Source organism: Paenibacillus sp. CFBP 13594 (genome assembly GCF_014842675.1).
In the GTDB taxonomy this organism is placed as follows: Bacteria; Bacillota; Bacilli; order Paenibacillales; family Paenibacillaceae; genus Paenibacillus; species Paenibacillus amylolyticus_B.
Window position 1 is genome coordinate 198,561 of the sequence record NZ_JACYVQ010000006.1, and the last position, 26,920, is coordinate 225,480.

General features: G+C 43.9%; 40 protein-coding genes. 37 read left to right on the forward strand and 3 right to left on the reverse strand.

The window, feature by feature from the left end:
• Window positions 1-43: 43 nt before the first annotated feature.
• The 5 genes from IFU39_RS20080 (at window position 44) to IFU39_RS20100 (ending at window position 4,968) form a co-directional block, all read left to right on the forward strand.
• Complete coding sequence (locus IFU39_RS20080; RefSeq protein WP_192134492.1) at window positions 44-700, forward strand: pyridoxine/pyridoxamine 5'-phosphate oxidase; 657 nt, start codon at window positions 44-46, stop codon at window positions 698-700.
• A gap of 79 nt (window positions 701-779) precedes the next feature.
• On the forward strand, window positions 780-1,355 hold the full coding sequence (locus IFU39_RS20085; RefSeq protein ID WP_192134495.1) for a GNAT family N-acetyltransferase: 576 nt from the start codon (window positions 780-782) through the stop codon (window positions 1,353-1,355).
• 335 nt (window positions 1,356-1,690) lie between these two features.
• Entirely contained in the window at window positions 1,691-2,647 is a 957-nt protein-coding gene (locus tag IFU39_RS20090; protein ID WP_192134497.1) for a radical SAM protein, read from the forward strand.
• Between the two features lie 297 nt (window positions 2,648-2,944).
• Window positions 2,945-3,958: a phosphodiester glycosidase family protein gene (locus IFU39_RS20095; RefSeq protein WP_192134499.1), complete on the forward strand. Its 1,014-nt coding sequence runs from the start codon at window positions 2,945-2,947 to the stop codon at window positions 3,956-3,958.
• Window positions 3,955-4,968, forward strand: a complete 1,014-nt coding sequence (locus IFU39_RS20100; protein ID WP_192134501.1) for a bifunctional glycosyltransferase family 2/GtrA family protein — start codon at window positions 3,955-3,957, stop codon at window positions 4,966-4,968. The genes IFU39_RS20095 and IFU39_RS20100 overlap by 4 nt, the downstream gene beginning before the upstream one ends.
• Before the next feature lie 152 nt (window positions 4,969-5,120).
• Here IFU39_RS20100 and IFU39_RS20105 read toward each other — a convergent pair whose 3' ends face one another.
• The 3 genes from IFU39_RS20105 to IFU39_RS20115 are packed head-to-tail and all read right to left on the reverse strand — an operon-like array spanning window position 5,121 to window position 7,996.
• On the reverse strand, window positions 5,121-6,578 hold the full coding sequence (locus IFU39_RS20105; RefSeq protein ID WP_192134503.1) for a PTS transporter subunit EIIC: 1,458 nt from the start codon (window positions 6,576-6,578) through the stop codon (window positions 5,121-5,123).
• Window positions 6,579-6,608: 30 nt separating this feature from the next.
• Complete coding sequence (locus tag IFU39_RS20110; protein ID WP_446740349.1) at window positions 6,609-7,112, reverse strand: PTS sugar transporter subunit IIA; 504 nt, start codon at window positions 7,110-7,112, stop codon at window positions 6,609-6,611.
• Window positions 7,112-7,996, reverse strand: coding sequence for a PRD domain-containing protein (locus IFU39_RS20115; protein WP_342345673.1), 885 nt, complete (start codon window positions 7,994-7,996; stop codon window positions 7,112-7,114). Before IFU39_RS20115 ends, IFU39_RS20110 begins: the two co-directional genes overlap by 1 nt.
• A gap of 296 nt (window positions 7,997-8,292) precedes the next feature.
• On the opposite strand from IFU39_RS20115, the gene IFU39_RS20120 reads away from it, so the two are divergent.
• The 32 genes from IFU39_RS20120 (at window position 8,293) to IFU39_RS20270 (ending at window position 26,885) form a co-directional block, all read left to right on the forward strand.
• Entirely contained in the window at window positions 8,293-9,003 is a 711-nt protein-coding gene (locus IFU39_RS20120; protein WP_192134507.1) for an AAA family ATPase, read from the forward strand.
• A gap of 49 nt (window positions 9,004-9,052) precedes the next feature.
• Entirely contained in the window at window positions 9,053-9,541 is a 489-nt protein-coding gene (locus IFU39_RS20125; protein WP_105597844.1) for a cysteine hydrolase family protein, read from the forward strand.
• Window positions 9,542-9,574: 33 nt separating this feature from the next.
• Window positions 9,575-9,811, forward strand: coding sequence for a hypothetical protein (locus IFU39_RS20130; protein ID WP_105597845.1), 237 nt, complete (start codon window positions 9,575-9,577; stop codon window positions 9,809-9,811).
• 194 nt (window positions 9,812-10,005) lie between these two features.
• Window positions 10,006-10,539 carry a GNAT family N-acetyltransferase gene (locus tag IFU39_RS20135; protein WP_244661040.1) on the forward strand — a complete coding sequence of 178 codons (534 nt, stop codon included), beginning with the start codon at window positions 10,006-10,008 and terminating at the stop codon, window positions 10,537-10,539.
• A 505-nt stretch (window positions 10,540-11,044) separates the two neighbouring features.
• Window positions 11,045-11,509 carry an NUDIX domain-containing protein gene (locus IFU39_RS20140; protein WP_192134509.1) on the forward strand — a complete coding sequence of 155 codons (465 nt, stop codon included), beginning with the start codon at window positions 11,045-11,047 and terminating at the stop codon, window positions 11,507-11,509.
• Between the two features lie 43 nt (window positions 11,510-11,552).
• Entirely contained in the window at window positions 11,553-12,188 is a 636-nt protein-coding gene (locus IFU39_RS20145) for a zinc dependent phospholipase C family protein (protein WP_192134511.1), read from the forward strand.
• A gap of 53 nt (window positions 12,189-12,241) precedes the next feature.
• Window positions 12,242-12,514, forward strand: a complete 273-nt coding sequence (locus tag IFU39_RS20150) for a hypothetical protein (protein WP_192134513.1) — start codon at window positions 12,242-12,244, stop codon at window positions 12,512-12,514.
• Between the two features lie 136 nt (window positions 12,515-12,650).
• Window positions 12,651-13,094: a hypothetical protein gene (locus IFU39_RS20155; RefSeq protein ID WP_192134514.1), complete on the forward strand. Its 444-nt coding sequence runs from the start codon at window positions 12,651-12,653 to the stop codon at window positions 13,092-13,094.
• 42 nt (window positions 13,095-13,136) lie between these two features.
• Window positions 13,137-13,640, forward strand: coding sequence for a DUF4188 domain-containing protein (locus IFU39_RS20160; RefSeq protein WP_445739030.1), 504 nt, complete (start codon window positions 13,137-13,139; stop codon window positions 13,638-13,640).
• Between the two features lie 25 nt (window positions 13,641-13,665).
• A complete protein-coding gene (locus IFU39_RS20165) occupies window positions 13,666-14,166 on the forward strand; it encodes a hypothetical protein (RefSeq protein WP_192134516.1) in 501 nt (166 codons plus the stop codon).
• A gap of 208 nt (window positions 14,167-14,374) precedes the next feature.
• Window positions 14,375-14,821, forward strand: a complete 447-nt coding sequence (locus IFU39_RS33015; RefSeq protein ID WP_105597853.1) for a LytTR family DNA-binding domain-containing protein — start codon at window positions 14,375-14,377, stop codon at window positions 14,819-14,821.
• Entirely contained in the window at window positions 14,818-15,228 is a 411-nt protein-coding gene (locus IFU39_RS20175; protein WP_091015019.1) for a hypothetical protein, read from the forward strand. Before IFU39_RS33015 ends, IFU39_RS20175 begins: the two co-directional genes overlap by 4 nt.
• Window positions 15,229-15,243: 15 nt before the next feature.
• The gene (locus IFU39_RS20180) at window positions 15,244-15,642 is read left to right on the forward strand and encodes a hypothetical protein (RefSeq protein ID WP_091015018.1); all 399 of its coding nucleotides are present in this window, start codon (window positions 15,244-15,246) and stop codon (window positions 15,640-15,642) included.
• Window positions 15,643-15,682: 40 nt separating this feature from the next.
• Window positions 15,683-16,108, forward strand: a complete 426-nt coding sequence (locus IFU39_RS20185; RefSeq protein WP_192134517.1) for a hypothetical protein — start codon at window positions 15,683-15,685, stop codon at window positions 16,106-16,108.
• Complete coding sequence (locus tag IFU39_RS20190; protein WP_192134519.1) at window positions 16,080-16,427, forward strand: hypothetical protein; 348 nt, start codon at window positions 16,080-16,082, stop codon at window positions 16,425-16,427. The genes IFU39_RS20185 and IFU39_RS20190 overlap by 29 nt, the downstream gene beginning before the upstream one ends.
• A 239-nt stretch (window positions 16,428-16,666) precedes the next feature.
• Window positions 16,667-17,176, forward strand: a complete 510-nt coding sequence (locus tag IFU39_RS20195) for a hypothetical protein (RefSeq protein ID WP_192134521.1) — start codon at window positions 16,667-16,669, stop codon at window positions 17,174-17,176.
• 63 nt (window positions 17,177-17,239) lie between these two features.
• Window positions 17,240-18,079: an adenylyl-sulfate kinase gene (locus IFU39_RS20200; protein WP_192134523.1), complete on the forward strand. Its 840-nt coding sequence runs from the start codon at window positions 17,240-17,242 to the stop codon at window positions 18,077-18,079.
• Window positions 18,080-18,117: 38 nt separating this feature from the next.
• Window positions 18,118-18,303, forward strand: coding sequence for a hypothetical protein (locus IFU39_RS20205; RefSeq protein WP_036610391.1), 186 nt, complete (start codon window positions 18,118-18,120; stop codon window positions 18,301-18,303).
• Complete coding sequence (locus IFU39_RS20210) at window positions 18,300-18,791, forward strand: NUDIX hydrolase (protein ID WP_192134525.1); 492 nt, start codon at window positions 18,300-18,302, stop codon at window positions 18,789-18,791. The genes IFU39_RS20205 and IFU39_RS20210 overlap by 4 nt, the downstream gene beginning before the upstream one ends.
• A 14-nt stretch (window positions 18,792-18,805) precedes the next feature.
• A complete protein-coding gene (locus IFU39_RS20215; RefSeq protein ID WP_192134527.1) occupies window positions 18,806-19,372 on the forward strand; it encodes a phosphoglycerate mutase family protein in 567 nt (188 codons plus the stop codon).
• Window positions 19,373-19,392: 20 nt separating this feature from the next.
• A complete protein-coding gene (locus tag IFU39_RS33020) occupies window positions 19,393-19,527 on the forward strand; it encodes a GNAT family N-acetyltransferase (RefSeq protein ID WP_218780897.1) in 135 nt (44 codons plus the stop codon).
• A gap of 31 nt (window positions 19,528-19,558) precedes the next feature.
• On the forward strand, window positions 19,559-20,071 hold the full coding sequence (locus IFU39_RS20220; protein WP_091015005.1) for a nucleoside deaminase: 513 nt from the start codon (window positions 19,559-19,561) through the stop codon (window positions 20,069-20,071).
• Window positions 20,068-20,442: a hypothetical protein gene (locus tag IFU39_RS20225; RefSeq protein ID WP_192134529.1), complete on the forward strand. Its 375-nt coding sequence runs from the start codon at window positions 20,068-20,070 to the stop codon at window positions 20,440-20,442. The genes IFU39_RS20220 and IFU39_RS20225 overlap by 4 nt, the downstream gene beginning before the upstream one ends.
• 41 nt (window positions 20,443-20,483) lie before the next feature.
• Complete coding sequence (locus IFU39_RS20230; protein WP_192134531.1) at window positions 20,484-21,026, forward strand: GNAT family N-acetyltransferase; 543 nt, start codon at window positions 20,484-20,486, stop codon at window positions 21,024-21,026.
• A gap of 20 nt (window positions 21,027-21,046) precedes the next feature.
• Window positions 21,047-21,712: a Type 1 glutamine amidotransferase-like domain-containing protein gene (locus IFU39_RS20235; protein WP_192134533.1), complete on the forward strand. Its 666-nt coding sequence runs from the start codon at window positions 21,047-21,049 to the stop codon at window positions 21,710-21,712.
• Window positions 21,705-22,598 (forward strand): PhzF family phenazine biosynthesis protein, encoded by an 894-nt coding sequence (locus IFU39_RS20240; RefSeq protein ID WP_192134788.1) that lies wholly within the window; start codon window positions 21,705-21,707, stop codon window positions 22,596-22,598. The genes IFU39_RS20235 and IFU39_RS20240 overlap by 8 nt, the downstream gene beginning before the upstream one ends.
• Window positions 22,599-22,635: 37 nt before the next feature.
• Entirely contained in the window at window positions 22,636-23,091 is a 456-nt protein-coding gene (locus tag IFU39_RS20245; RefSeq protein ID WP_192134536.1) for a GNAT family N-acetyltransferase, read from the forward strand.
• Window positions 23,075-24,073, forward strand: coding sequence for a phosphotransferase (locus IFU39_RS20250; RefSeq protein WP_192134538.1), 999 nt, complete (start codon window positions 23,075-23,077; stop codon window positions 24,071-24,073). Before IFU39_RS20245 ends, IFU39_RS20250 begins: the two co-directional genes overlap by 17 nt.
• Window positions 24,074-24,125: 52 nt before the next feature.
• Window positions 24,126-24,965 (forward strand): GNAT family N-acetyltransferase, encoded by an 840-nt coding sequence (locus IFU39_RS20255; RefSeq protein ID WP_192134540.1) that lies wholly within the window; start codon window positions 24,126-24,128, stop codon window positions 24,963-24,965.
• A gap of 30 nt (window positions 24,966-24,995) precedes the next feature.
• On the forward strand, window positions 24,996-25,586 hold the full coding sequence (locus tag IFU39_RS20260; RefSeq protein WP_192134542.1) for an HD domain-containing protein: 591 nt from the start codon (window positions 24,996-24,998) through the stop codon (window positions 25,584-25,586).
• A 42-nt stretch (window positions 25,587-25,628) separates the two neighbouring features.
• Window positions 25,629-25,958: an HIT domain-containing protein gene (locus IFU39_RS20265; protein WP_179198453.1), complete on the forward strand. Its 330-nt coding sequence runs from the start codon at window positions 25,629-25,631 to the stop codon at window positions 25,956-25,958.
• A 147-nt stretch (window positions 25,959-26,105) separates the two neighbouring features.
• Window positions 26,106-26,885, forward strand: a complete 780-nt coding sequence (locus IFU39_RS20270) for a hypothetical protein (RefSeq protein ID WP_192134544.1) — start codon at window positions 26,106-26,108, stop codon at window positions 26,883-26,885.
• Window positions 26,886-26,920 lie beyond the last annotated feature (35 nt).

A 26,920-nucleotide genomic window follows, 5' to 3' on the forward strand; every position in this document is an offset into this window, starting at 1 on the left:
CCAATGTATTACAATGGTAAAAATAGAAGATGGAGGCGATGACATGAGTAATCAACCCATTGAACTGTTGCAACGTTTAAAATCTTTATCCGGCCCATTTCCAACGTGGGATATGGGGCATTTGCCGGAGCGGCCGGGGAAGCTATTTTTGGAGTGGTTGAGATTGGCAGTTGAGAACGAAGTGAAAGAACCTCATGCCATGACGATCTCCACCGTGGATCACGATGGTTATCCTGATGCGCGGGTGTTGATTTTGAAAAACGTAATCGACGAAACGTTTTATTTTGCTTCGAGTTCGGAGAGCCGAAAAGGGCAGCAGTTGAAGGAGAACCCTTATGTGGCTCTGACATTCTACTGGCCCTCACTGGGAAGACAGATTCGGATAAGGGGAATTGCCGAGGATCAGGGAGATCAAGCGGGCGCTGATGATTTCCGCAAACGGTCAGCTGGAGCGAGAGCAGTTGCCATGACCGGGCATCAGAGTGAGGTTTTGGATAGTGAGGAAGTGTTGGATAATGCCATTGAAACTCAGAAAGAACACATTCAACGTGACCCCGATGTCGTTACACCACAATGGCGTTTATATGCCGTGAATGCACAAGAGGTGGAGTTCTGGCAGGGAGATTCAAAGCGTAAGCATGTGCGAGTCCAATATGTGATGCAAGATGGGCAGTGGAAGACACGCAGGTTGTGGCCTTGATTTTATAACAGATGAGTAGGCAGCGCGGATCGAACGGTTATCTGTTTCTTTTCTTAACAATCTCAGGGAGGGCGAATCTATGAAAACAATTGAAAGTTTCTTCGAACCATTTCCGGTATTGGAGACAGAACGGACGATACTCCGGCGGCTTACCTATGATGATCTGGATGATATGTATAGATATTGTGTTGTACCTGCTGTCTCGGAGTTCACTACCTGGGACGCGCACAAGAGCAAAGAAGATACCAAAGCTTTTTTGGATTTTGTCATGAGCCGGTATGATGTGAATTTAATAGGCCCATGGGGCATTGAAGATAAACAAACCAAGCGGCTGATTGGGAGTTGTAACTATCTAGGGTGTGATAGCGATAACAGGAGAGTCGAGTTGGGATATGTGTTATCTGATCAATATTGGAATCAAGGCTACATGACCGAAGTGGTGAAACGAATCATCCAATTTGGATTTGACAAAGTGGGATTGGAACGAATCCAGGCTCAATGTTTAGTGAAGAACACGGGCTCCGCGAAAGTCATGGAAAAGGCCGGCATGCAATTTGAAGGTGTGCTGAAGAAATACATGAAGGTGAAAAATGAACTTCAGGATCTGAAGATGTATGCCATTGTAAAAGAAGATTTCTATACTCGTATTAAATAAAGAACGTGTTTTTGAAAAGTCATGTGTCATTTATCATGCTGGCAAGCCATAGATTTTCCTATAATCCTGAATTTATCAGTGGTACACAATAAAAGCAGAAGTAAGAAAGAGCTTAAATTTGCTGCATCAAAAGGTCAAGGTATCGTATTTTATATTGTCTAATTCAATAATTATATGCCAAGCTTTGGCCCATTCCTGATCGCTGAGGAACTGGGTTTTATTTTTGTTTCAACAACCAACGTACATAATGTCATATCGTCAACCGTGTGCCATCCGCTATACTCTTCAAGTTATCCAAACGTGGATTGAATGAAGGAATCAGGAGGTACAACGAATTGATAGCCAAAAACAGATATAAATCACTCGAACTGGAAACACCCGGCGTATATGAGCTGGAAGGGCTTGAAGTGGGAGTGACATCGAACTGCAATTATAAATGTGACTATTGCTGCGCCTACAATCGGGATGATGGAGCATGCATTGATAGTCAGGAAGTCATCCGCATTATTAGTGAGCTTCCTCGTCTTAAGCGCGTGCGGTTGTCCGGGGGAGAAGTTACCCTGAAATACCAGGATTGCTTGGAGATCGTGACGTACTGCGCGGCACATGGAATCGATACACAATTGAACAGTAATGCCAGTCTGCTGACAGAAGAACGGATTCTTGCTTTGCGTGATGCGGGCTTGTCCAACATCCATATCTCGTTCAACTATACGGATGCAGAGGCCTATGCTGCGTACTACCGTGTGCATCCTCGCATGTATGAGAGATTGGAACAGAATATCCGTTTGTGCACGGAAGCCGGTCTGGAGACGGTACTGGAAACGTTACTGTTTGAAGGTAATCAAGCGAATATGCAGGCCATTAGCGATAAGGTATATGATCTGGGTGTGCGCATCCATGAGATCCAGAACAGCATTAAGATGCCGCATACGGACTGGAGCCAGATTGTATCCAAAGAGTCTCTTGTACGATCTGTAACGGAATTAATTGAGCATAAAAAGCCAGATACAACGCTCTATTTCACCTGTATGGACCGGTTTGCTGAACAGTTGAATTTGCGGGAGCAACCGGGCGTGTATTTCTCTAATTGCGTGGATGGCACGAAACAACTTCACTTGCACGGCAACGGAGATATTCTCATATGTGAGTTATGCCAACCTGTCGTGATTGGCAACATTTATAACGGAACGTCGTTGAAGGATATTTATGCCCAGCAGCCACCGGCGTTGACAGAATTTTTGGAAAAGCGGCCATGTCCCGCGTATGATGCTCTTTTTGCAAACGCATAACAGGAAGCTCTGACGAAGATGTTTTGATATGTAAGCTGAACGAAACATATAAACGATAACAGCGACATTTAAGGTTATATAGATTAAAAAAGTCAAGGTGATCTGATTTCCTCAGTAGGAAAAAGGATCACCTTATTTATTGAACTATTCATTCACACAATAACAGCGATTGGAAGGTTGTTCTGTCATCGTAGTGTCAGTGTAATAATCTTTAGTCCAATTCATTCGGTTTCAGATTCATTTAAGCTACCCGGCCTAATATGGCCTTAAGAACTTAGATGAAGAGGTGAGCTTCACATGATAAAGATCTATGGGAACCCAAACCGGAAAGACCCACATAAAAGACTGTTCTCCCCAAGAAAGCGCAGATGGCTCATCATCACACTTGTCATCGTGCTTGCGGTAGGTGGAATCCTGTACAGCCTGGCTGACCGTTACCTGATCCGGCATGTACAGGTGGTTGTAGCGGATGAGAACACGGCAACGGCAGCATCTGGCAACGCCAATGATTCCATCAGTACATCGACCACCGCTACTGAAGTGAATGCAATGTCAGATGATTGGAATTATTCGAGTGATGATATGGAGGTCCATATTGATAAGGTACAGTCAGGATCTGGCTCGGATCAGATTACGTATTATGTCGCTGATGTTCAGCTAACGGATGCAAGCAGCCTGAGAACAGCACTGGCGGATAACAGTTTTGGAACGAACATTACCGAGAATACGTCAGAGATTGCCGCAGCCAACAATGCGATCTTTGCCATCAACGGTGATTATTACGGTTTCCGCGATGATGGTGTCATTATTCGAAATGGAACACTGTATCGGGACAGCCCCACGCGGGATGCACTTGCCCTGTTCAACGACGGAACGATGAAAACATATAACGAGAACGAGATTTCTTCCTCGGAATTACTGGCCGAAGGTGCCACCAATACGTTATCCTTTGGGCCCATTCTGATTCAGGATGGAGAGATTGTCAGTGATTTTAGCAGTGTGAAAATTGACAACAACTTCGGTAACCGCTCCATCCAGGATGCGAATCCAAGAACTGCAATCGGCATGATTGCTCCGAATCATTACGTTTTCGTGGTGGTGGACGGGCGGCAGGACGACAGTCGTGGCATGACCTTGGCAGAACTGGCCGATGTCATGAAAGGCCTTGGAGCAACCGAAGCCTACAATCTGGACGGCGGCGGTTCATCCACGATGTATTTTATGGGCAGAATCGTCAATAATCCACTGGGGCGCAACCAGGAACGTGGCGTAAGTGACATTCTATATCTGACGGAGGGACAAGGATCATGACGATATTAATTCCATCCTATGAACCCGATGTGCGTTTGCTGAATCTCGTTCTGCAGTTACAGACATTTAAGCTTGGACCCATTGTGATTGTGGATGATGGCAGTGGCCCGGGTTACCGTGGGATTTTCGAGACGGCAGAAGCTTATGGCTGTACGGTCCTGACACATCCCGTCAATCTGGGGAAGGGCAGGGCGTTGAAGACAGGCTTTCAGCATATTAAGGAGTACGGACCTCAAGGCGGTGTAGTGTGCGCAGATAGTGACGGACAGCATCTGCCACATGATATTAAGCGTATCTTCGAAGGGCTGCTCACACAAACGAGACCCGGAATTGTACTCGGCAGCCGTCGCTTCAGCGGGAAAATCCCAGCACGCAGCCGTTTTGGCAACACAGTCACTCGGGCAGTTTTTTTGCTCACGACAGGTACCAAAGTATATGACACGCAGACGGGTCTACGCGGTTTTCCTTACTCCATGCTGGATTGGCTGAACCAGATTCCCGGGGATCGGTTTGAATACGAGATGAACATGTTGCTAACGGCACACAAGGAAGGGTATGAGATTACGGAGGAGTTTATTGATACGGTGTATCTGGATCACAATGAGTCCTCTCATTTCCGCCCGCTGGTCGATTCGTTCCGGATCTATAGGCCAATCCTGATGTTCAGCACATCTTCGTTGCTGTCTGCTCTAATTGATTTTGGACTACTATTCGTCATTCAGTATTTCACTCACAATCTGTTTCTGTCGGTCCTTGCAGCAAGACTGTGCAGCTCCACCTTCAACTACACGATGAATCGGAAGTACGTGTTCTCCGCAGGGCGAATCTCGAAGGTTCGGCACTCTTTGCCCAAATACTTCTCACTTGTCCTACTGGTGCTGTTATTAAACTACGGTTTATTTTATTTTTATAATGAAAAATTAATTATCCCACTGCTCGCAGCCAAGCTGTTGACCGAGGTGTCCATCTTCCTGTTCAGCTATTGGGCGCAGCGCAGATTTGTCTATTAACACAGAGAGAGTGGGCATACAGTTTGCTCTCTTTTTTTCAATCAAAACCGTTTCAAAAGAATATCCTGCGCTTCTTGGTTAACAAAAAAGGTCGAGAACAGGGGGAAGCATACCCTTGTTCTCGGCCTTTTAAACTCACAGGAGGACGAGCGTTACATCAGCTTCTTAATCTCATCCTTCAGGATTTCGGACTGAGTGCCGAAGATGACCTGCACAGCTCCACCACCGAGCCTCATGACGCCGGAAGCGCCGAGCTGTTTGAGCGCCTGATCGTTGACGGCTTTGTCGTCCCTGACAACTAGCCGGAGGCGAGTGATGCAGGCGTCAATGCTCTCGATATTATCTGTTCCCCCGATCTCGGCGAGCACTTTGCCAGCCTTGGTGTCGGCAGACGCCGCTGCCACGGCGGAAGCATTAGTGGGGGCATCGGCATCATAAGCGTCATCCTCGCGCCCCGGCGTTTTCAGGTTGAACTTGATAATCATGAACCGGAACAGGAAATAATAGACGACCGCAAATGCGAGTCCGACCGGGATCATGAGCAGCGGATTGGTCGACAGCTTCATGTTCACGAGGTAATCGATTAGACCTGCAGAGAAGGCGAAGCCCAGCTTAACATTCAGCAGGTACATGATTAGGGCCGCCGCACCGGTAAGAATAGCGTGAACCACATACAGTAGAGGCGCCGCGAACATAAAGGAGAACTCGAGCGGCTCGGTAATACCCGTTAAGAACGAAGCCACCGCTGCGCCGATAAAGATCGAAGCGACCATTTTGCGCTTTTCAGGCCGGGCTGTATGAATCAGGGCTAGCGCCGCCGCCGGAAGAGCGAACATCATAATCGGGAAGAAGCCAGACATGAACATGCCTGCCGTAGGGTCTCCGTTGAAGAAGCGGGTCAGGTCGCCGTGCACGACTTCCCCGGCTGCATTGGTATAATCTCCGATCTGGAACCAGGCGATGGAGTTGAGGACATGATGCAGACCGAGCGGGATGAGTAGGCGGTTGGCGATCATAAACACCATGGAGCCAACGCCGCCAAAACCTACAATCCAGGCGCCGAAAGCGCCGATGGCATCCTGAATCGGGCTCCAGACCATGCCGAACAGGATGGCTAACACCAGCATGGAGCCGGCGGTGACCATCGGTACAAAGCGTTTGCCGGAGAAGAAGCCGAACCAGTCAGGAAGCTTGATATTATGATATTTTTTATACATATAGGCTGCAAGCAGTCCGGCAAATATCCCGCCCAATACGCCCATATCCAGCTTGACATCGTCAGGAATATAGCCGAATACACCTGGAACGGCTCCCAGAATCCGCGTCAGTACCATATAAGCGATCAGGGCGGAAAGCGCGGCGACCGCATCCCCCGCCAGTCCGATTGCAACCCCAATGGCGAAGATGAGCGCAAGGTTGCCGAAGATCGCCCCCGCTCCCTCATTCAGGAATGGAACTACATACTGATTAAGAAATCCCCCGATCACGGGACCGAGTGGAATGTCCTTTTCGTAATTAAGAAGACCGAGGCCTTGAAGAATACCTGCCGCAGGCAGGGTTGCTACAGGAAGCATCAGGGATTTTCCCAGCTTTTGCAGTGATTTCAGCATATTGTTCTTCCTTTCTTTCTTTGATTTAGGTTATTTGGACAAGCTGACTTTCATGATCGTTCCCATGCCTGCTTCTACGCTGCCATACTCCGGGTGTGACTCCCACGGCTGTTCAGTCGCATTCGCAACGATGACAGGGGTGATGACCGGATAACCGGCGGAAGCAATGGCATTCAGGTCAAATTCAATCAGAGTCTGACCGATAGTGACTTGATCCCCGGTCTGCACTTGGGGGGTGAAACCCTGTCCTTTCAGGCTGACAGTATTCATACCGATATGCAGCAGCAGCTGCAGCCCGGAAGCATGCTCAATCATTACGGCATGGTGCGAATTGATCAGGTGCACCACAGTGCCGTCGATAGGGGCGACCAGCCTGCCCTCCTGGGGAATCATTGCAACTCCCGGTCCCATAAGTCCTTGCGCGAACGCTTCGTCAGGCACTTCTTCCAAACTGACGCAGGTTCCGGTGAGTGGGGATGCGACGGATATTGTTTCAGATGTTTTGGCAGATTTGTTGTTTTTCCATTTCCAGATCATTGTGTGTTGTCCTTTCTGTTGTTGGTTTTGGCATGGGTTTGAAAAAGCCGGTATAAATGCATTGCGAGAAAAGCCGTTTCTTCCTCAGGCACTTCTGTACCCAAATCCTCGGCCATTACAGCGCTCAGTTTTCTGGCCAGCTGGTATTCGGACGTATATTCATTTTTCACATATTGTGCGAAGGTGGGGGCCGTCATCGGCTGCTGATACAGACGTTCCATGGAGAAGCGCAGGTGTATCATGAGTCTTGCCTGACTAAGGCTGCCCTGATCAAAGCGAACACCACCCTCCTCTTCAATAATCGACTGAAGTTTGCTGATCACATTGGATACCTTAACCAACTGTCCGACAGGGACGTGATTTACGGAGGAGTACACATGGTATGTCAGGAACCCGGCCTCATCCTCCGGTACCTCTACGCCAAAGGCCTCTCCGATCATGGCCGCCGCTTCCAAGGCGATTTCGAATTCTTTCGGAAAACTGAGCTTTGTCTCCGTAAGAAAAGGATTCAGAATCTCCATCCCATTGCGGATACGATATAAGGTGAACTGAATATGACTCGGAAGAGCAAGGTAGATCTTGTCATTCAGCTTGCCGGGAAACTGATCAGCGATGAGACGGATAATTCGGTCAGAGATGTCGATGACATTGGGGTCCAAGTCCCTCATCAGCTCCTGCGCCTGCCCCCACTCCTCCCGGTCTTCCAGCCGGAACCTTTTTTCAATCCGCGGATCATCGGCCTGAACGGTGCTTTCCACCTTGAACGCAAATCCCAACCCTTTGCCAATCAGTACGTACTCCTTGGTATTCTGGTGCGACCGGGCCAGAACAATATTACTGCCAACGACCCGCTCCACCTGCAAAATCATTCCTTTACTCACGGTTCACCGCCTCCTCATTTCTAAAGTTAACGCTTTCATGCCTCCGGAACGCAAAAAGAGCCAAGAAGCGAGTATAGTCTCATGTTCGCTTCTTGGCTCATGCCCTCTGGGGTGGTAACACGCCAATTCATTTTATGTTTTCATCAGAACGTTCTTCCTACATAATATAAAGCTGATCTGCCACCGTCAACCATAATTTTGTCATCCAACTGTTCGTCGTTTAATATAGGGAATGTGTAAACGAAAAGGTACCTGCCGTAGTTGGAGCCAAATCTAACATGAATAGGAGTATGCCTATGTATCTTCGAAGTGTGGAACTCCTGTCGGCCAAGATCGAGAATCGGGACCAATATCCTTTTGACATCCCCGCGATCCGGTCCTTGGAACGATTGGAGATCACGAATAACGTTACTTTTTTTGTAGGTGAAAATGGTTCAGGGAAATCTACGCTGCTGGAAGGCATCGCACATCAATGTGGCTTCAATACCGCAGGGGGTGGCAGGAATAATACCTATGAGACACATGCTTCGGAATCCTCGCTCGGGAATTATCTCAGGCTGGCCTGGTTGCCCAAAATAACGAAGGGTTTCTTCATGCGCTCTGAATCGTTCTATCAATTCGCATCACATGTCGACGAGATGCCGGAATCGCTTCCGTATTATGGCGGGCGTTCATTACATGAACAATCACATGGGGAGTCTTTTCTCAGTCTGTTCGTCAACCGCTTTAGTTCCAAAGGCATCTATCTGCTCGACGAGCCCGAAGCCGCATTGTCCCCAGCTAGGCAGCTCTCTTTATTGCGGATTCTTCATGATCTGTCAGGCACTTCGCAGTTCATTATTGCGACGCACTCACCTATTCTGCTCGGGTATCCGGGGGCGGAGATTTTAAGTTTTGACGATAACCATATTCAAGAGGTAGTCTATGAGGATACCGATCACTACCAGATTACCCGCAGTTTTCTGGAGAACCGCGACCGGATGCTGAATGAATTATTTAAAGACTAAGTTGAGATGTGATACAAGTTTAATACTACATTTTATGAGGAGAGATTGGATGAAAGTAGGATTCATAATCATTGATATGCAAGAGAGTATTGTGCGGAAAAAGATGGATCAGAGCTCGATAGACCATGCTTGCGAGTACATTAACCATGTAGCTAACGTGCTGCGCTCGAATGATCATGTGGTCATTCACGTGCAGGATGTGGAGGGCATGGAGGAGACACCACCGGAAGAATATCGTATTATTCCCGAGGTAGATGTGAATGAGAAGGATATCACAGTTACCAAAGAAGCTTCCAACGCTTTCTGGCAGACTAATCTGGAGCAGGTGTTGAAGAGTCACGGAATTGAATTGGTGATTATTGCCGGGTTTGCCGCAGAGGAATGTGTTCTATTCACCTACAACGGTGCGATGGAGCGAGGTTTCCGTCCGGTGATGTTGCAAAATGGAATTCTAAGCACCCATCACGAAGCGGTGATTTCAACGTACAGAGATCGCAATGTGATCTCATATCCTGTGGTTGATTATCTAATCCATTAAGTGTCGGTTATATCCAAAATGGAGGTGATGGTGATGAACGTGCTTCACATTGCTTTTGTATTTGTGATCTCATTGGCAGGCGTTGCCTTCGGCGTTCAGGGATTGAAGAAAAAATCGCCAGTCATGATGTATATCAGTGTAATATTTATTTTCGTTCCTATACTCCTCTTCCTGGATTGGATGGCGTTTCTACCTTTTATCGCTCCGGCTGCACTTGCTAGTGGATACTTGGTGAAAAATAAAGACAAGAGCACCAACCGGACCCTGTAAAGGGTCTATTTTTATGCATAAATGTTCATGTCCACTGTGAAAGTTAAGTTTACTCTATGGATTAAACCAAACTTTGCCTATATCTGTTGTGGTTGAAAGGATATATTGAGAACAGGGCACAGCAAACGTGCTGTGAACATCGGAAAGGTTATGTATTGATCACTAACTAACTCATTAACTAAGGGAGATGTGCAATGAAGATGAACGTACAAATTAAGAGTATTTTGGCAGAACAAAAGGAATTGTTTCTCAACCTGTACAACTTGTACTTATATGATCTGTCTGAATTTTCTGGCGAGGATCTACTTAAAGAGGGGAAATATGATCCAACGAACACCTATCTCTATCTGGAACGCGATGAATTACATCCGTTTTTGATTCAGTATGAAGGAAAGATTATTGGATTCGTCCTGGTGTGTTCACCTCCATATGTGCCAGAAGATGTGGATTATACCGTGCAGGAGCTGTTCCTGGTCAAAAAGTATCGTGGACAGGGACTGGCAGCACAAGCGGTCGACTTGGTTTTTGCTCAGTTTCAGGGTAGATTCAAAGTAGGACAACTCGCTAACAATGCAGCAGCAGTTTCGTTCTGGAAAAAGTATTATGAGCAACATCAGATTGAATATACCGAGTCTGAATATAACATTGAGATTGACAACATCGCTGGCAGCCACCGGATTTTGTCTCAGACTTTTGTGCGTGGAAAAGCGTCAGGCATCTCCATTTAGGTTTCTCGGCAAAGATGAAGTGATTTCACTTTTCGATCATACGGATATATCAGGGGACGAAGATGAGGTGCACTTCAATATCTACAAGGTGGATTCAGATTATAGACCAAAGAAACCTGGAACAGATTATATGGGAATACTGAGACATGATCATGTGACCAATGAATGGATAGAGATGTATCGTGAGGAAGGGGCAGAGTTCCTGTATAAACGAAAGGTTTTTTGAGTGTAATTGATTTTTTTTAGGTCCGATTTGCTTCTCCTGCGTTGGGAGGTGGATAGGATCTTTTTCAATTTTCATTTACCAATACATGGGTTATGATTGACGAAAGAGGAGCCCTAAGGTTGAATTAATCTACGAATTACATAAGCTTGCGAACATGGCAAAGTACGCTGAGGCAAATGGTAAATGCATTGTGCATTTTGGGATATGAATCGATAGAAAAGGTTCCTGATAAAAATCGTAAGCTGTTGAGAAGCAATCTAATAGAAAGGAGCAAGAGTAATGACTAGTCGTATTGTTGTTACGGGTGGAGCTATTATTCGCGATCATATGGGGAGGATTCTGCTGCAAAAGAGATCAGATTATGGGGACTGGGGATTACCAGGTGGGGGTATGGAGCCAGGTGAACGAATCGAAGAAACCATGATTAGAGAAGTGAAAGAGGAAACAGGGCTTGACGTGAGTTCTTATAAATTGGCCTCCATCTACACGGGCGAGAGGATGCACTATACGTATCCGGATGGAAATGAAGTAGTATTTGTAATGTTTTTATTTGACGTTATTGCGGAGTTGGAAGGAAAACTCTGTGATGACCAGGTAACTCTTTTATTTGAAGATGAACAAAAGGAGTCATTACAGCTTATCTTTAAAAGTGTGGATGAGATTGATATTGCCACAATTAACAATGTGCAGAAGCCTATATTTGTAGACTTGAAGCAAGGGGAGTCTAAATTGCTACGCGAGTGATCGCGTTAATAGAATAGTTTAGATACAGTAGGGAGTTTTTATATTGCCTTGGCCTATGGTTCATTTTGCAATTGCATCCGAATTGATATCAGATCCATCCCCTGAATTATTATTGGGAAGCCTCGCTCCAGATTCCATCCATGTAAGAACTAATCTTCGTACCGAAAAGGCGAAAACCCACCTCATGCCTGAGGCAGGAAGGTTCGCAACAGACGAAGAACTTAAAGGATTTTTTGAGTCCAACAAGAAGATAGCTTATAGTGATCCCAAATTCCTGCAATATCTGTGTGGTTACATCGCCCATATCTATACGGATCGCGTGTGGACATTCGATATATATCCTGCATATGAAGTTCACCCCAATGGAAGAAACGTGTATACACAGGATGTCACGAAGTTAGAGTTTATGATTCTACAGAATTGGAACGGGGCCCATGAATGGTTAAGTGAGCTGAACGTGGGGAAAGCATTTGGTTTAGGTGGATTGCTGGAGTCTGAGGTGTACCAGTATAGAGGAAAGAAACTTGAGTTTTTAACTAACCCTGACAACGAACCTTTGGGTGATTTAAATATTTTATCCATGGAAGTTATGGACAAGTTCATACATACAACAGGATTAGCGCTAAAACAATTGTATACAAAATGGAATGTGTATAATGATTTACGCACCAGTGTGTAAGTAAGGGAGGGATTTACCTGAAGGTATACAGGAAACAACTCCGCAAAATTGTAGTGAATGATACACTGTTCCTGTACGTTGTGGATGAGCAAGCATACGATATCGTCATTCGGGTTTATTCGAATGCGCTTAAATCCACATTTGTAGAGTTCGATGTTGCTTGGGAAGATACATGGGATATATTTGTCTATGAACCCAGACTGATATCCAACCTTATTCAATATGCTATAAAACAAGGGTGGGACTACCAACAGAAGAACAACAAAATGAGATTCAACAACGCGAACAGCATTGTAAGAATTTTAATGGCAGAGAAACAAACATGATCATAAGGAACGTGGACACAAATTGAAAACACGTCTCCTGCTCCTTAATTCACCTATTTTAAATTAGAAGATATGTAATGAAAGGCATGGCCACCAGTTAATCTTGCATCATAGAATCGCATAAAGGAGGAAGGACATGGACATCGTTATGACGCTTGAACCGCACGGATGGCTGGATATCCTGGTTCAACCTGATCAGGGAGAACAGATTGAGATTCCGGTTTCTTTTTTGTCGGATGCGGTGGATGAGATAGCACGTCAAATCGTTGCATTGCACAAAGGAGCCACGGAGGTAACCATGACCATGCAGACAGAACCTGGAGAATATCGCTTCTGGATCAAGAAACGTTCGCAGGTAATCGTTCAATTCATGGTGTATGAGATGAGTGATAACTTTAGCACGGAAGCCGTTACAGAGGGGCGATTGCTCATGTCTGAGGAGTTATCCTTGGTCAAGTTGACTAAGCTATTTTACAGAGAACTGAGCAAAATGAAGGAATTGGGACTGGAGGAATATCACAAGCGGTGGAGTTTTGATTTCCCTCTGAATGCCTATGAGCGGATAGGAAGGATCGTTTAGATCCGATGAAATCGAATGTTTTTGACGAGAAGGAGGGGTGACGTGCCGAACATACATAAAGGAAGATATTCAGCTCAGATTGAGGGAGAATTTGTTGTTTTTATTATCGGAATGAGGATCAATCGTTTGTGGGCTATACACAAATGGCTGCCTGTCTTTAAGTCCATGGGCCCGATGATTAAAGAGTTGTATATGAATCCGGAGACCGGATTTCTGAGTACAGAGTATTTTATAAGCTGGCGCGGGGTGACGTTACTCCAATACTGGCGCTCTTACGATGAATTGGAGAAATACGCACGGGGCGGATTACACTTGGAAGCTTGGAAAAAATTCAACCGCTCCATTGGTACTGACGGAACAGTAGGAATTTATCATGAAACATACAAGGCTCAGTCGGGTTCCTTCGAGACCATATATGTCAATATGCCCGAATTCGGATTAGCTAAAGCGTCTGACCATGTGCCTTCGACAGGCAAGATGGAGACATCCAGACGCAGAATGGGCGGAGAGAATGACCCGGCGGTGGATACACCAGAGAATCCTTAAATTAGTGAATAGAGAGGAGCATGTTATGAAGGCTAGACTTCGACCGGAAGATATATATTCCAAGCAATTAAGCTGGTTATGTATTGAACCGATGCTTGTTTCCGTAGGGGGCAGAGATATGGCCGCCAAAACAGAGATATACCGACAGTTACATGAGGGGCAACAAGCTTTATTTTTGTTCTATTCTTATCACAATCACACGAAGAGTCTGACAGAATTTTATTGGTTTTCGGCATATAATATCATTGAGATCAAAAGTTGGAATGGAATAAAAAATGGGATGCGCTTTTTTCATTTAGATGAGATGGTGAATGTACTGGATCAGATCGAATGCCTGATTACGGACCACAATAGAGTGGATGAAACGTGGCGTGAGGTGTTGGCAACGGATCTGGAGAAGGACCCGATCTTGCTTCAGAGAACAGAGGCATTATATGCTACTTATCAGACTGTGGCAGAAAAAGCTATTACACACATGAACGAAATGATCCTGCAAAATCAGGAGATGTATCTGGAGATTGATTAACGTTAACCTAGCACCAGTATGCGAAAAGAATAACTCATGCCCTGAATGCTCTGGATGAGTACATAGAAGAACTGCTCCCATGGAGTGGTTCTTTTTCGTATCTATGCAGTGCCGATGCAACAAACTTGCAAAATCCTGCAACAAAACGCAATACAGTGGGATTGTCGTAGCTATGCTTGTAATATGAGTTGTGAGAGGAGGGCAACACGTGAAAATCATTTTTGAAGAGGATCCAGCAATAGAGCAAAAAGTAGCCAAGGTAACTACTCATCCGGTGGAGAAGTCGAAGTGGGACCGTATTCAGCAGGCGATCTGCGAATCAGAAACTCAATTAACGGTCATCCATGCCAAGAATAATCGCAATATGCAGATCCAATTGAGCTCGGTGGTTGCCTTTGAATCAGAGGATCGGATGTGCTGTGTCCGGGTGATCTCAGGTGAGAGATATTTGCTTAATAAACGTCTGAAATTTGTAGAAGAGGATCTGGATGACGTTCATTTTGTGAAAATTAATAATCAAACGATCATCAATACACGGTACATCACCGCATTCTCTGCAACAGACCATGCCCGAATTAAGGTAGACCTGAGCGATCGCTCCAGTTACTTTGTCAGCCGATTTTATATTAAAAACTTTAGGGGGAAATTATCATGATTACTCAACTTAGACATTCTTTTTTTCAAGTATTCACCATAATGACGCTATGGGTCACGCTCTTGGCAACCATATTCTTTGGTGAACTGCCCATTCAGATGTCCTATTTATGGAACATAGCGGGTATTGCTTTCATTGCTGCTATAGTGTTTGGAATGATGTATAACCTACTATGGAACCATTTTACGTTAAAACCGGTATGGAATATCGTCATCTCGTCCACATTCAATATTGCAGGAGGTATGGCGATGGTATGGTTATTCTCGGTAGACATGTTCCAGTTCATCGCTCCCTGGTTCCCCGGCATGTGGTTATTATCCATCGTGCTGCACATCATCGCTTTTTATTTTTATGCTAGAATGGATAGCAAGAAAAAAGCGGAAGAGTTAAACAACATTCTCAAGTAGGTAAGGGGAACAAATATGAACGAGGAAGAAATGTTGCAGTTGTACGGGGTGGAACCTGATGAGGTACACCGGGAGGCCATCCGGCAGCTGCTTCAGCAAGAGATTGAGAACCGAAAGTCAGAGAATAACGAGGTTCTGAGACTGTTGTGCATCATGTTATTCTGTATTGGAAATGTAGAGGACACCACGCTGATCTGGCAAGCCAAACAGAAGAATCAGGATACGAGCAGTTATATTGATGTGCAGTTATTATGTGGTGCAGGGTATGAAGAGACATTGTTTTACCTGGAAAAGATGGACGGGGAACAGGCGCACGAGGAGTTGCTGTACCTTAGACATTGCGAGCCGTATGATTTTGTTGATTTCTCCAAAGCGGAATGGGTCTCGAACTATAAACGATATTATGGTGTTTGAGGATAAACGAGCTAACGGACATATTGGAAGGAGGGGGAGTATGCCAAGTTTACATGACAACACCATATTGAGCTACGAAGTGGATTTAGAGAACGAAAGAATCAGGATGCGTACTCGTTCAAGTCACGCTGTGCCGAAAAATATGGATGTCTTATTCTCTGGTGTAATGGCCCATGCGTTTGATACACCGCTGCATGGCAGCATTATTTTGGATCTGGATGAGTGGGATCTAGAACATTTTATCCCATATAATCGCGAGTTATTGGAATCGGGGAAAGGTCAAGGCTGGCCTGTCAGTTATGATTCCGATGACGAATTGCACACCCGGCTGATCAAGGAGAAATATAAGTACATGGTGATCTCATCTTCGTATGGTTTGAGTGGTTGGGTTCTGGCGAAGAACGTAGAGATTTCTGTTCAAGAAATGGGTGATCAAGATGAAGCCTCAATACACGCAACATGGTAGCAAGAGGGGCGCAGGACTAAGAACAGGCATTGTTGTATTTGTTGTTCTGCTCGTTATTCTAGTCATGACCAATCCAAACGAAGAGGATTTTGTTGCCTGGCTCTCAAGTGAACATGGCATCCATGCTTCGTATGATGTGGATGAAGGCAGGACGTTTACGCAGAAGATCGACGGTGACGAAAAGAGGCTTCATTACAAAGGTGGACATATACGCCATATGGGAATCTTTTCAACGTATAGTTATCTTTTCTCGGATCATGAAGAAAAAGAAATCCAGATTGAAGCGGTCGGCATAATGAATATGCTATGGAATAGATAGGTAGATTGACTAAGGACAGTTAAAAAAGTTAGGAAAAAGTTCTGCTGATATCCACGCTCTATGCATGATGTAACTTGTGCAGAGAAGCGTGTTTTTGGCGTGAGATGCCTTATACGTTGAAATGGCTAATTTCGCTCGTTCGCAAATCCCACATTATGGGTTATGATGTACCTTGAGAGAAAATTTTACATAGATAGGAAGTCTTCTTATGTAGACGATTGCTGATTGGAGGACTGATTATGAGAAAGTTAACCGTACTTTCATTATTACTTCTACTTCTGGCGGCCTGTCAGAACAAGGGAAACACACAAGATGCACAGCAATCAATAGATTCCCCATCTCAAAGCGTCACTGAAAAAGAGACACAACAGAATGAAGAAATATCGACACTTCAAGAGAAAGAAGGCATCCCACCAGAGTATCTCGATGAAACAAACTATACAGGGGACCAATTGGAGATTGTCAAACTTATGAATGCACGTATGCGTTATTTATACGAAGAGGATGAAAAGCGATATATGAATCTTTTTGATCCGAAATCTCCTATATCAGGTATGGGAAGATACAAAGTTCTCAAGGTTACTTCCATGAGCGACATAACGATACAGGAGCAAAGGAAGCTCTATCAGGCAGTGGTGATGATTAACGAGTTAAATGAGAACGACGAAGAGTATAGCAATACGATGGTGTTTTGGAAAAAGAAAGAAGATGGCGATTCTGCGCAATGGATTATTGCAGATATTGATTAATAAAATAGCGGATAGATACATGGAAAATCCATGTCATTGCACAAAATAAAGGATGATGTAATAATGGCTAGACGCTTAGTACTGATTGAAGGATTACCGGGTTCAGGCAAGTCAACAATTGCCCAAATGGTATCCGAAATTTTGATAGAACAAGGCAAGGTGGTACAACTATTTCAAGAAGGGAACCTGGATCACCCTGCTGATTACGAAGGTGTTGCTTTTTATGATGCTGGAGACTTCGAGTCCTTATTGAAAACGCATGAAGAATACACAGAGATTCTGAAAAGCCATGCAATTGCTCATGATCAAGGATACCTGATTCCTTATCGTAAGATGAAAGAACAACGGGGCATAGAGTTCCCCAGTCACGTTGTACAGGATATTTTCAGCCGGGATATTTACGAAATTCCTTTTGCGCAAAATGTGAAGCTGATCACCGAGAAGTGGCAAGATTTCACCCAAAACGTGTTAAGCACGAATGATGACTGCATCACGATATTTGAGTGTTGTTTTATCCAGAATCCACTAACCATGGGTCTCGTAAAATGCAATCAATCCAAAGAGCAGAACGTGCAGTATGTATTGGAACTGGGGCGTATCATTCATGCTCTGAATCCGCTTCTCATCTATATCGATCAGAAAGATATATCCTATACCTTTGATAAGGCGGTTAGTGAAAGACCCAAAGAATGGTCAGAGGGATTCATTCATTATTATACGAACCAGGGTTTGGGGCAGGCACAGGGTTATCAGGGTGTTAAGGGTACGGTACAGGTTTTGCAGGAAAGAAAGAAGCTGGAGTCCGAAATCTATGGCTTACTTCAGATGGATAAGGTATGGCTGGATAATTCGGATTATGACCGCGAGGCTTGTAGGCACAAGTTAGAAAAGATTTTGCAGTAACCTTAATGAAATACGAATACATACCGGAGGTTAGTTTTATGACATTTTATGGAGTAGCCTTAATTGCAACAACCGCAATCTTAATTATTATAGGTGTTCGAAGCAAACGGAAAGTAATTCTTAGATGGGGCATAGCCAGTTTAATTTTATTGCTCGTACTCATCATTCCCTCATTCATCATGGGATTCATGGATGGATTTGCTGATGGATGGTCAGCGAGATGACCACTGCAGATAACAATAATGTATCGTATGACCAAAATAACAACAAATTCAACTTCCGTGTGGTAGGTATTGTGATGGATGCGGGAAGAGTTCTTTTGCATACGACTGAACAGGATGCTTTCTGGAATCTGCCCGGAGGTCGGGTGAAATTAAACGAGACAACAGAAGCGGCTATTGTGCGAGAGATGATGGAGGAACTGGGTGTTCAGGTAGAAGCGCAAAGGCTCGCATATGTTAGTGAAGATTTCTTTGAATATGATGGCCTGAAGTATCATGAAGTTGGCTTTTATTATCTCATCACATTGCCGGAAGCCCATAAGCTATATAGTGCAACTGAATTCAAAGGACTAGAAGATAACGGTAAGTTAATCTTCCGATGGTTTTCCTTGGACGAACTAGAGCAGATGGAAGTATATCCTGTGTTTTTGAAAAAGGAACTGAGTAACCTTCTTGATGCAAAAGGCATCAAACACTTCATTCAGAAATAGAGGAATAGGTGCCTATGGACATTACATTTATTCGTCATGGTCATGGTGAACACTTGATGGACTACCCTAACCAATTAAATTGCCTGCATCCTGGTCTCACTGAATTGGGAAAAAGTCAGGTTATAGCGTTACGTAAACAATTGGTTGTTGCGCCTGAAGACGTCATTTTGGTTAGTCCAACCAAACGTACGATTGAAACGGCACTCCTTTTAGCCCAAAGTACCAATCTTACGTTCAGCCCACTGGTTGGCCCAAGAATGTTTCCTCAGAATCCAGAGTCTGTTCCTTTCGTCTGTGATCAGATCTATTCCAATGAAGAGCTCAGCCATAAGTATCCTGGCATAAGAATGGTTGAGCTGGGGCTGGATTGTTGGGAAGAAAGTATTAATCAGATGGATGCATGTCGATTCAAGATATTAGCTGAACAGCTTCTTGAATGGTGCAGGCAACAGAGCGGGAATACGTTTATCATTTCACATGATGGTACGATATCGAACTACAGGATGTTACTCGGAGAAAAAGGGATAACCAAAAGTGATTTTCTTGGTGAAGCAGGGCAGTACACAATTCGTAACGTTTAACGATTAAAGGAGATCATGTCATGATACATTTTCCTAATGTAGAGACTGAACGTCTGTACCTCAGAGAATTAACCTTAGCAGACCGGCAGGATGTGTATGAACATTTCGCTGAACCGGATGTAACCCGGTTTATGGAGAAGGAATCTGCTGTATAAGCGACTATAACTGCACTTAGGGGGATTTTCAATGAAGTTATCGGATTATGAATATTTAACTTTGGCTATGGAAGAAGCAGAGCAATCACTGATTGAAGGAACGTATCCGATTGGTGCGATAATCGTTGATGTAGATGGGAATGTCGTGAGTAAAGGCAGGAACCGTGTCTACTCTGCGTGCGATCCCACCGCACATGCTGAAGTGGATGCCATTCGTCGGGCCGGACAACATTTGCTGGATGTAGAGAAGAAGAGATACACGAAGAATGATTTGACACTCTACACTACCTGTGAACCTTGTCCTATGTGTTCCTGTACCATACTAATGTCGGGTATTAAAAAGATTGTATGGGCAGCAGATGATGAAGAGTATGGAGGGCTTCGACGGTTCAAGGAAGGACCTCATTTTATCCAGATGTTTGATACGCTATCCTGTGTAGCGGCTCCCTATCTGGATTTGGAAAATAGACAAAGGGCGTTACTTGCCAAATGGAACATTGGTAGAGGAGTGCTTCATACAGAGTGGGAGATTCCAAAACAATGAAATCTGTAACGCTCTCTATCCTGTTATCCAGTGTCGTTTTGGGTATCTCGTTTATTATTGGCTGCATATTGTTAACGACTCAGGAGAGAAATAGTGAACTCACTCAGGCAGAAGAACAAGTAGTACCAAACGATAAAGTATTATTGACGATGCAAGAAACTGCCGAGTATCTGAGTATGACTGAAGAACAGGTGATGAGTATTATTAAGGCGGAACAAGGGAGCTTTACCGTATCAGGTTTCTTTGATGGGAGAATGTTTCCGTTCATTAAGGTTCAGGATCAATTTTTTGTTAGTAGAGTGGAGTTGGATTTGTGGGTTCAGGAAGCATCTGCAAGTCACAGAAGATATATTAATGGGCAGATGCAGTAGTCTATGGGAACGATGGCATACTCCAAAGGAGATGAAGCCACATGGAATTCGTGGGAGAGAAGGTAAGAATAACAACAGTCACAGAGCAGGACCTCAACTTCATAGGTCAACTTGAATGTGACACAAACATTTGGAGTTTTGAGGAAACTGTTGAGACGGATGAGGAAAAGGTTCGTGAGGATTATCGTAGCCATTTTGCTGTCGCAGATGAGAAACCGTATGCTTATGATTTCGTTATACGGCGCATGAATGATCCAGAGGATACACCCATTGGTATCGTTCAGATGTGGAGTTATGTGGATCACCGAAAAAGCTGGGAACTTGGATTCGCTGTACTTTCGGAATACGCAGGTAGAGGATACGGGAGTGAAGCTACCCGACTTTTGCTACAATTTGCGTTTCAAGAGTTACAAGCTCATAAGGTCGTTGGCATGTGCAATTCACAAAACGTTCCCTCAGCAGCACTGATGCAGCATGTGGGAATGACACGGGAGGCCGTCTTCCAAGAAGAACTATGGTGGAACAATCAGTGGACAGACCAGTATTTTTTCTCGATTTTGGATAGAGAGTTTAAGTCAGTCTAATAGGTACGGGAGGAAATAAGATGACGTCGTTGGTTCTGCTAAGTGATTTGGTGTTCGAATCTAACGATAAATTGGATCAGAGAATACGAAGCTTATTTAACAGTGAACAGCCTTCCATTGGATATATCCCTTCGTGCTCCGACCCGGAGCGGAAGTATTTTGAACACACTAGACGTTACTACAATCAATTAGGAATAGATAACATTCAATATTATGATCTTGATCTGAAGTATGAGGAGAGCACATTTGGCTCTATTTTCGAGTGTGATGCAATTCATCTATCCGGAGGAAATACGTTTTATTTTCTAAGTTTATTACAGAAGAGAAATGTGCTTGGTTTGCTACGTTCCTATGTGAAGAGTGGCGGCATGCTGATCGGGGTCAGCGCAGGAAGTATTTTGACGACACCTACGATAGAGATAGCGGGGTATGGGGAAGATGCTGATGAAAACGAAGTAGATCTGAAAGATATGAAAGCACTGGAACTCGTTAATTTTGAGTTTGCACCGCATTGGGACGGTTCGGAAGATAAACTAAATCCATTAAGAGAATATACTCATGTTCACCGTACAGCGATCTACGCGTGCCAAGATGGAGACGGGGTTGTAGTTGATGGTGAAAGCGTAGAGTTATATGGAAATGTGCGTCTCGTAGATGGCAAAGAAAGTGGGTCAAGTGATGAGTAATATTAAGGTCCATCATTATGATGCTTTCTCCACAGTTTCCGGCCAAGGTAACCCGGCAGGAGTGGTTTTTGATGCTGATCATTTCAGTGAGACGGAGATGCAACAGATCGCTTATCAGGTTGGTTTTAATGAGACAGTATTTGTGTTGAATTCTGAAGTAGCTGACGTCAGATTACGTTATTTTACACCGGGCCATGAGATTAATCTGTGTGGTCATGCCACAATGGCATCACTGTATGGTTTGAAGACGCGTGGTATGTTGGGTGACCAAGAGTTGATCACGATTGAAACCAATGTAGGAACATTACCTATACGATTTGAGCGCGCTGCCGACACCATTTACATGGAAATGAAACAGGATCAACCGCAGTTTATACCGTTCCAGGGTGATATCCAGAAGCTGGTGAGCGCCATAAACCTCACTCTGGATGAGGTTGACCTTTCTACGCCAATCGTTTATGGAAGTACAGGAACCTGGACGTTATTAATTCCAATTCGTGAACTAAGCTCTTTTATGAAAATGAAACCGGATTCTTCCCTGTTTCCAGGAATTTTAATTGAGAATCCCAAAGCTTCCCTACATCCCTTTGGTTTCGAAACCCGTGATTCCGATTCAATGATGCATGTCAGACATTTCTCTTCACCTTACTCAGGTACGACGGAAGATCCAGTGACTGGAACAGCCTCAGGGGTGATGGGGGCTTATTATTTAACCTATGTGAAACCGGGGATTGATGAGGTACAGTTTGTGGTAGAGCAAGGGCATGAGATTGGAAGAGATGGTAAGGTTCAAGTGAGTGTGATTCGGGATGGTGAGGATATGGATGTCAGAATAAAGGGGACAGCTGTATTTGTGCGTGAACTGAATGTTGAATTGGACACCTGATCCTATACGAAAGTAAAAAGCGCGAAGGGAGATTAACATGTTGCAAATTTTTGATATTCGGCAGAAGCCGGACGTGCTGCAAGAAGCAGTGCAGTATTTCTGGAAACAATGGGGTTCGGAATCAAGCTTCCACTTCTATCGGGATTGTATAGAGCGTTCTGTGGAGACAGATAGTGATGTACCAAGGTTTTATGTGATGCTGGACGGAGACCGAATTATCGGTGGGTACGCTTTGTTACGAAGTGATCTGAATAGCAGGCAGGATCTCTTTCCCTGGTTTGCATGTCTTCATGTTGATCCAGAATATCGGGGCCGAAACCTGGGTGGACAACTCCAGACCCATGCATTGAATGAGGTGAAAACAAAGGGGTATGACAAGCTGTATTTATGTACTGATCTGACCGATTATTATGAAAAAAATAACTGGGCCTATATCGGTAAAGGATATCTACTTGATGATGAAGAGACGAGAATCTATGAATATAAGATTTGACGAAATCATTTTTCATTATTTCGAAGATACCGAGTATACCTTGGAAGCCGTTCCATTTGGCTTGACGAATACGACCAAAATTCTTGAAATACATGGACAGAGGTTTATCGTTCGTATCTACAACAGACATCTCAAAACGATGGATGGTATTGAACTTGAATGTAAAGTGACAGCGTTCCTTGAAAGCACTCATTCCTCGTTTCAGGTCCCTCGCTTTCATAGGACAATAGATGGCCAAAACTATTTAATATTAGAAGATGGGACGCTTGCGGCTATTACTACCTTTCTAGAAGGTACTGTACCCCAATTGTCTAGCGTAGACAAATCTAAGAAGTTTGGGCAGCTGGTGGGTGAGTTTTCGACACGAATGCAAGGGTTCCCAATAGGCAAGCAAGTTTACAGGGGAATTTCATTTACTAAAGTGTACGAAATTCATCCGTTAGCTAATCGTCAATCGATTAAGGTTTTTTATGAAAATCTACCTTTTGAATTATCAGTTGCAAGGGTTACCTTTTATCAGAAAATGATCACAGAAATTAAGAGTTCTAATCTGCAGTTAGAGATATTACCACAACAGTTGGTTCATCATGATTTGTTGATTTATAATTTGCTCGCTGAAAATGAGAAGATCACATGCGTACTGGATTTTGATTTTATGGGTATGGATGCTGCGTTTATGGAATTCACAATTAGCTTTAACCATGTGGTTCAGGAATCCCAAGGATCAATGGAAATGATTGAGTCCTTTATTCAGGGGTATGGTCGTGAACGCAAGCATTCAGTGCTTGAGTTCGGTTATCTCCCTTTACTTACAAAAATCTATTATATAGCAGTACTTCATTTCTATATTGGTCAGCATTATGCCGGAGCAACGATTGAACACAACTTCACGTTTATGATTGAACAGTTTGAGAGGAACATGAATTGGCTGGAAAAGCATAATCTTAGCATTCAAGAGTTGCTTAATAGATACTTGATCTGATTACACGTTAGATAAATAATTCCTGAGCTGTCGTTTTAGGAGGAATGATCCTATGATCACCGAGATTAATAAACAGGAGTTTCACAAAGTAAAACATCTCACGGATTCGTGTCAGAATATTGAAGTCAAGGCGGTGTCGTCTGGTTTGAACCCGGGACGGATCTATGTAGATGATGCAGAGAATATCACAGCAGCATTAATTTGGATACATGGACAATCTGGTTTTCAGTTGATCGGAGATTCTCGAAGTGAACCCTTTCTGAATGAATTGAAAGAGTACATGCGGGAACGTATTGAACCTGAATTATTGAACTTACATATTCATGCTGTGGAAATTGGTGTGGTGGATGAAGCTTGGGAAGATGTTCTTCAACATATCTCCGGGAAAAGAGATATCTCCAGTGATATTCAGCATGTATTCAAGTTGAATCCAAATTCGATAAGTCAGCAAGTACATCTCGACATATGTGCTTCACAGGACGAGGAAGTCAGAATTCTCAGGATAGATCAAGTACTATTAGGAGAGAAAAGATATAACAATTCTCCATTCCTGAAAGATAAAATCTCTCACTTTTGGACGACAAGAGATGATTTTTTACAACATGGATTTGGCTACGTTATAGTGCATAACGATGATATCGCGAGTGTTTGCCTGTCGGCATTTACTGCAAATCAGACACATGCGGTTGATATTGAAACGCTTGAAGACTATAGAAGAAAAAATTATGGTGCGATGGTGGCAAAAGCGTTTGTAGAAGAGTGCAACCGCGTAGGCATACATCCATATTGGGATTGTTCCCCGGACAATACGGGTTCAATCCGTCTGGCTCAGGGTGTTGGTATGTCACTGGATTTTAACTATAGAGTCTACTGGTATGACCTCTCTATTTGATGGGAGATCAGATATGAAGGAGGATATGTTGTGAGCGACTCATTACAGGATCAGATTCAATTTCTCATTGAGATTGATAAACTCAAAACGATTGAACGAAAGACGAGAATTATGCATGGTGATAGACTTGAAAATGATGCAGAGCATTCCTGGCATCTGGCGATGATGGCCTTGGTTTTGCAGAGTCATGCCAACAAGGATGTGGATATCCTCAAAGTTATTAAGATGCTTCTCGTTCATGATCTGGTTGAGATCGATGCCGGAGATACATTCGCTTACGATACGGTGGGACACACGGATAAATATGATCGTGAACTCAAAGCAGCTCATCGGCTGTTTGGTATGTTGCCTAAGGCACAGGCTGAAGAACTACTCCAGTTATGGTTGGAATTTGAAGCAAAACAGACGCCTGAAGCGCAATTTGCCTCCTCTCTTGATCGATTGCAGCCTATTATCCACAACCATCAGAATGAGGGAGATACATGGCAGAAATATAACATTACAAGTGATCAGGTGTTAAACAGAAACCGTGAGATTGCGAACGGTTCCGAAACATTGTGGGAGTATGCGCAGCAGCTTATTCAGAAATCTGTGGATCAGGGAATCTTGACCAAATCATAAGGATACGTTTTAACGTATGCATTTCGAAGATGGAGGAGTATAATGACGCAGGACTTTTATTGTGATGAGGTGTTAAGTGGTAAAACGCAAGTCAAAGTTGTGATGGAAACAAAGAACGTTATGGCTTATCATCACACTCGGCCATACTACAAGCATCACATTGTTGTAATTCCCAAGATACATATTCAGTCCTTCATTTCAGAAGAGGAAGAGAATAATGATGAGCTGCTTATTGAAATGATGCGGGTCATTAAAAAAGTAGCTGCTGACATGTTAGCTCAGACAGGCTCATCAAAGATTATAACTAACCTGGGCAGTTATCAGGACTCGAAGCATCAACATTGGCATATAGTCAGTGGTGAACGAACTTAGAAAAATGTATGCCGGATTATAAAACTTCCACCTTTCTAACGTTCACCATCTCATACTCGAACAGAATTATCATTTTTCTCTCAGTGTTTTATCTTTTCTATTCTAGTATGATTAACGCATCAATCCAGTAAAGAGAGGGTTAATGACATGGATGCTTTTTTAGAGCAAATTAACGAGTTAAACGAGCTTCAGAAAGACTTGGTCAGCATACATCCTTTGTTTGCAGAACATTATCCAGTGGTTGTCGCCTATGAAGCTTTATTATATATCTATGATTATTCGTCCAAGACACAGCAATATGAGTGGATAAAAACGGTACCGGACGATTTATATATTCCAGATGAATGCCTTGCCGCTATGCCGGTGCACCATATGGACGGACGAATGTGTGCGATCGTAACGGATACAGCGTTCAAAGATCTGGAGCAGAAAGTTTATCTGTTCCATGAATATGTTCATTGTTATGTATATGAGAAATATGATGAGCGGATCGTCAACCGTCTTCAGATTAAGCATAAAATGGACCAACTGAAGCGCGTAACATGGGAACTGGATTATGAGTTTCCGTATGAAGATGAAATCGTTGTGGAGCGGGTTAACTCATTGTTGTCTGCTTTGAAGAGTAAAGACCTGACACAAGTACAGACAGCTAGAAAGGCGTTGTTCACTTCATTAAATGAAGAACAAGCTGAGTACTGGAGCTGGTTGGAGTGGAACGAGGGTTACGCGCGTTATATTGAGAATCTGATTCGGGCAAAATTCGGGCAGGAAAGCAATCATATGGGAGACACAGCTCCGTTTAACCGCTTGATGTTCTATGAGTGTGGGTCGGAATACATTGCTCTGCTTGTTAAGCAGGACCAGGAATACCATACGGATCTGGAGCAGCTGTTTGACCGCATGCAAGTGGAGAGAATTCAGGGATAATCACGCATCTACGGTGAAAAAGGATGGAACATAGC

What these genes read in the sequence shown, in the direction of transcription:
- IFU39_RS20255 (WP_192134540.1), top strand. Translation starts at nt 24,126, where the DNA reads ATGATCACCGAGATTAATAAACAGGAGTTTCACAAAGTAAAACATCTC.
- IFU39_RS20220 (WP_091015005.1), top strand. Translation starts at nt 19,559, where the DNA reads ATGAAGTTATCGGATTATGAATATTTAACTTTGGCTATGGAAGAAGCA.
- IFU39_RS20225 (WP_192134529.1), top strand. Translation starts at nt 20,068, where the DNA reads ATGAAATCTGTAACGCTCTCTATCCTGTTATCCAGTGTCGTTTTGGGT.
- IFU39_RS20265 (WP_179198453.1), top strand. Translation starts at nt 25,629, where the DNA reads ATGACGCAGGACTTTTATTGTGATGAGGTGTTAAGTGGTAAAACGCAA.
- IFU39_RS20100 (WP_192134501.1), top strand. Translation starts at nt 3,955, where the DNA reads ATGACGATATTAATTCCATCCTATGAACCCGATGTGCGTTTGCTGAAT.
- IFU39_RS20130 (WP_105597845.1), top strand. Translation starts at nt 9,575, where the DNA reads ATGAACGTGCTTCACATTGCTTTTGTATTTGTGATCTCATTGGCAGGC.
- IFU39_RS20200 (WP_192134523.1), top strand. Translation starts at nt 17,240, where the DNA reads ATGGCTAGACGCTTAGTACTGATTGAAGGATTACCGGGTTCAGGCAAG.
- IFU39_RS20095 (WP_192134499.1), top strand. Translation starts at nt 2,945, where the DNA reads ATGATAAAGATCTATGGGAACCCAAACCGGAAAGACCCACATAAAAGA.
- IFU39_RS20105 (WP_192134503.1), bottom strand. Translation starts at nt 6,578, where the DNA reads ATGCTGAAATCACTGCAAAAGCTGGGAAAATCCCTGATGCTTCCTGTA.
- IFU39_RS20120 (WP_192134507.1), top strand. Translation starts at nt 8,293, where the DNA reads ATGTATCTTCGAAGTGTGGAACTCCTGTCGGCCAAGATCGAGAATCGG.
- IFU39_RS20240 (WP_192134788.1), top strand. Translation starts at nt 21,705, where the DNA reads ATGAGTAATATTAAGGTCCATCATTATGATGCTTTCTCCACAGTTTCC.
- IFU39_RS20175 (WP_091015019.1), top strand. Translation starts at nt 14,818, where the DNA reads ATGATTACTCAACTTAGACATTCTTTTTTTCAAGTATTCACCATAATG.
- IFU39_RS20140 (WP_192134509.1), top strand. Translation starts at nt 11,045, where the DNA reads ATGACTAGTCGTATTGTTGTTACGGGTGGAGCTATTATTCGCGATCAT.
- IFU39_RS20270 (WP_192134544.1), top strand. Translation starts at nt 26,106, where the DNA reads ATGGATGCTTTTTTAGAGCAAATTAACGAGTTAAACGAGCTTCAGAAA.
- IFU39_RS20215 (WP_192134527.1), top strand. Translation starts at nt 18,806, where the DNA reads ATGGACATTACATTTATTCGTCATGGTCATGGTGAACACTTGATGGAC.
- IFU39_RS20125 (WP_105597844.1), top strand. Translation starts at nt 9,053, where the DNA reads ATGAAAGTAGGATTCATAATCATTGATATGCAAGAGAGTATTGTGCGG.
- IFU39_RS20185 (WP_192134517.1), top strand. Translation starts at nt 15,683, where the DNA reads ATGCCAAGTTTACATGACAACACCATATTGAGCTACGAAGTGGATTTA.
- IFU39_RS20155 (WP_192134514.1), top strand. Translation starts at nt 12,651, where the DNA reads ATGGACATCGTTATGACGCTTGAACCGCACGGATGGCTGGATATCCTG.
- IFU39_RS20135 (WP_244661040.1), top strand. Translation starts at nt 10,006, where the DNA reads ATGAAGATGAACGTACAAATTAAGAGTATTTTGGCAGAACAAAAGGAA.
- IFU39_RS20235 (WP_192134533.1), top strand. Translation starts at nt 21,047, where the DNA reads ATGACGTCGTTGGTTCTGCTAAGTGATTTGGTGTTCGAATCTAACGAT.
- IFU39_RS20195 (WP_192134521.1), top strand. Translation starts at nt 16,667, where the DNA reads ATGAGAAAGTTAACCGTACTTTCATTATTACTTCTACTTCTGGCGGCC.
- IFU39_RS20250 (WP_192134538.1), top strand. Translation starts at nt 23,075, where the DNA reads ATGAATATAAGATTTGACGAAATCATTTTTCATTATTTCGAAGATACC.
- IFU39_RS20080 (WP_192134492.1), top strand. Translation starts at nt 44, where the DNA reads ATGAGTAATCAACCCATTGAACTGTTGCAACGTTTAAAATCTTTATCC.
- IFU39_RS20245 (WP_192134536.1), top strand. Translation starts at nt 22,636, where the DNA reads ATGTTGCAAATTTTTGATATTCGGCAGAAGCCGGACGTGCTGCAAGAA.
- IFU39_RS20180 (WP_091015018.1), top strand. Translation starts at nt 15,244, where the DNA reads ATGAACGAGGAAGAAATGTTGCAGTTGTACGGGGTGGAACCTGATGAG.
- IFU39_RS20165 (WP_192134516.1), top strand. Translation starts at nt 13,666, where the DNA reads ATGAAGGCTAGACTTCGACCGGAAGATATATATTCCAAGCAATTAAGC.
- IFU39_RS20085 (WP_192134495.1), top strand. Translation starts at nt 780, where the DNA reads ATGAAAACAATTGAAAGTTTCTTCGAACCATTTCCGGTATTGGAGACA.
- IFU39_RS20230 (WP_192134531.1), top strand. Translation starts at nt 20,484, where the DNA reads ATGGAATTCGTGGGAGAGAAGGTAAGAATAACAACAGTCACAGAGCAG.
- IFU39_RS20205 (WP_036610391.1), top strand. Translation starts at nt 18,118, where the DNA reads ATGACATTTTATGGAGTAGCCTTAATTGCAACAACCGCAATCTTAATT.
- IFU39_RS20210 (WP_192134525.1), top strand. Translation starts at nt 18,300, where the DNA reads ATGACCACTGCAGATAACAATAATGTATCGTATGACCAAAATAACAAC.
- IFU39_RS33020 (WP_218780897.1), top strand. Translation starts at nt 19,393, where the DNA reads ATGATACATTTTCCTAATGTAGAGACTGAACGTCTGTACCTCAGAGAA.
- IFU39_RS20190 (WP_192134519.1), top strand. Translation starts at nt 16,080, where the DNA reads ATGAAGCCTCAATACACGCAACATGGTAGCAAGAGGGGCGCAGGACTA.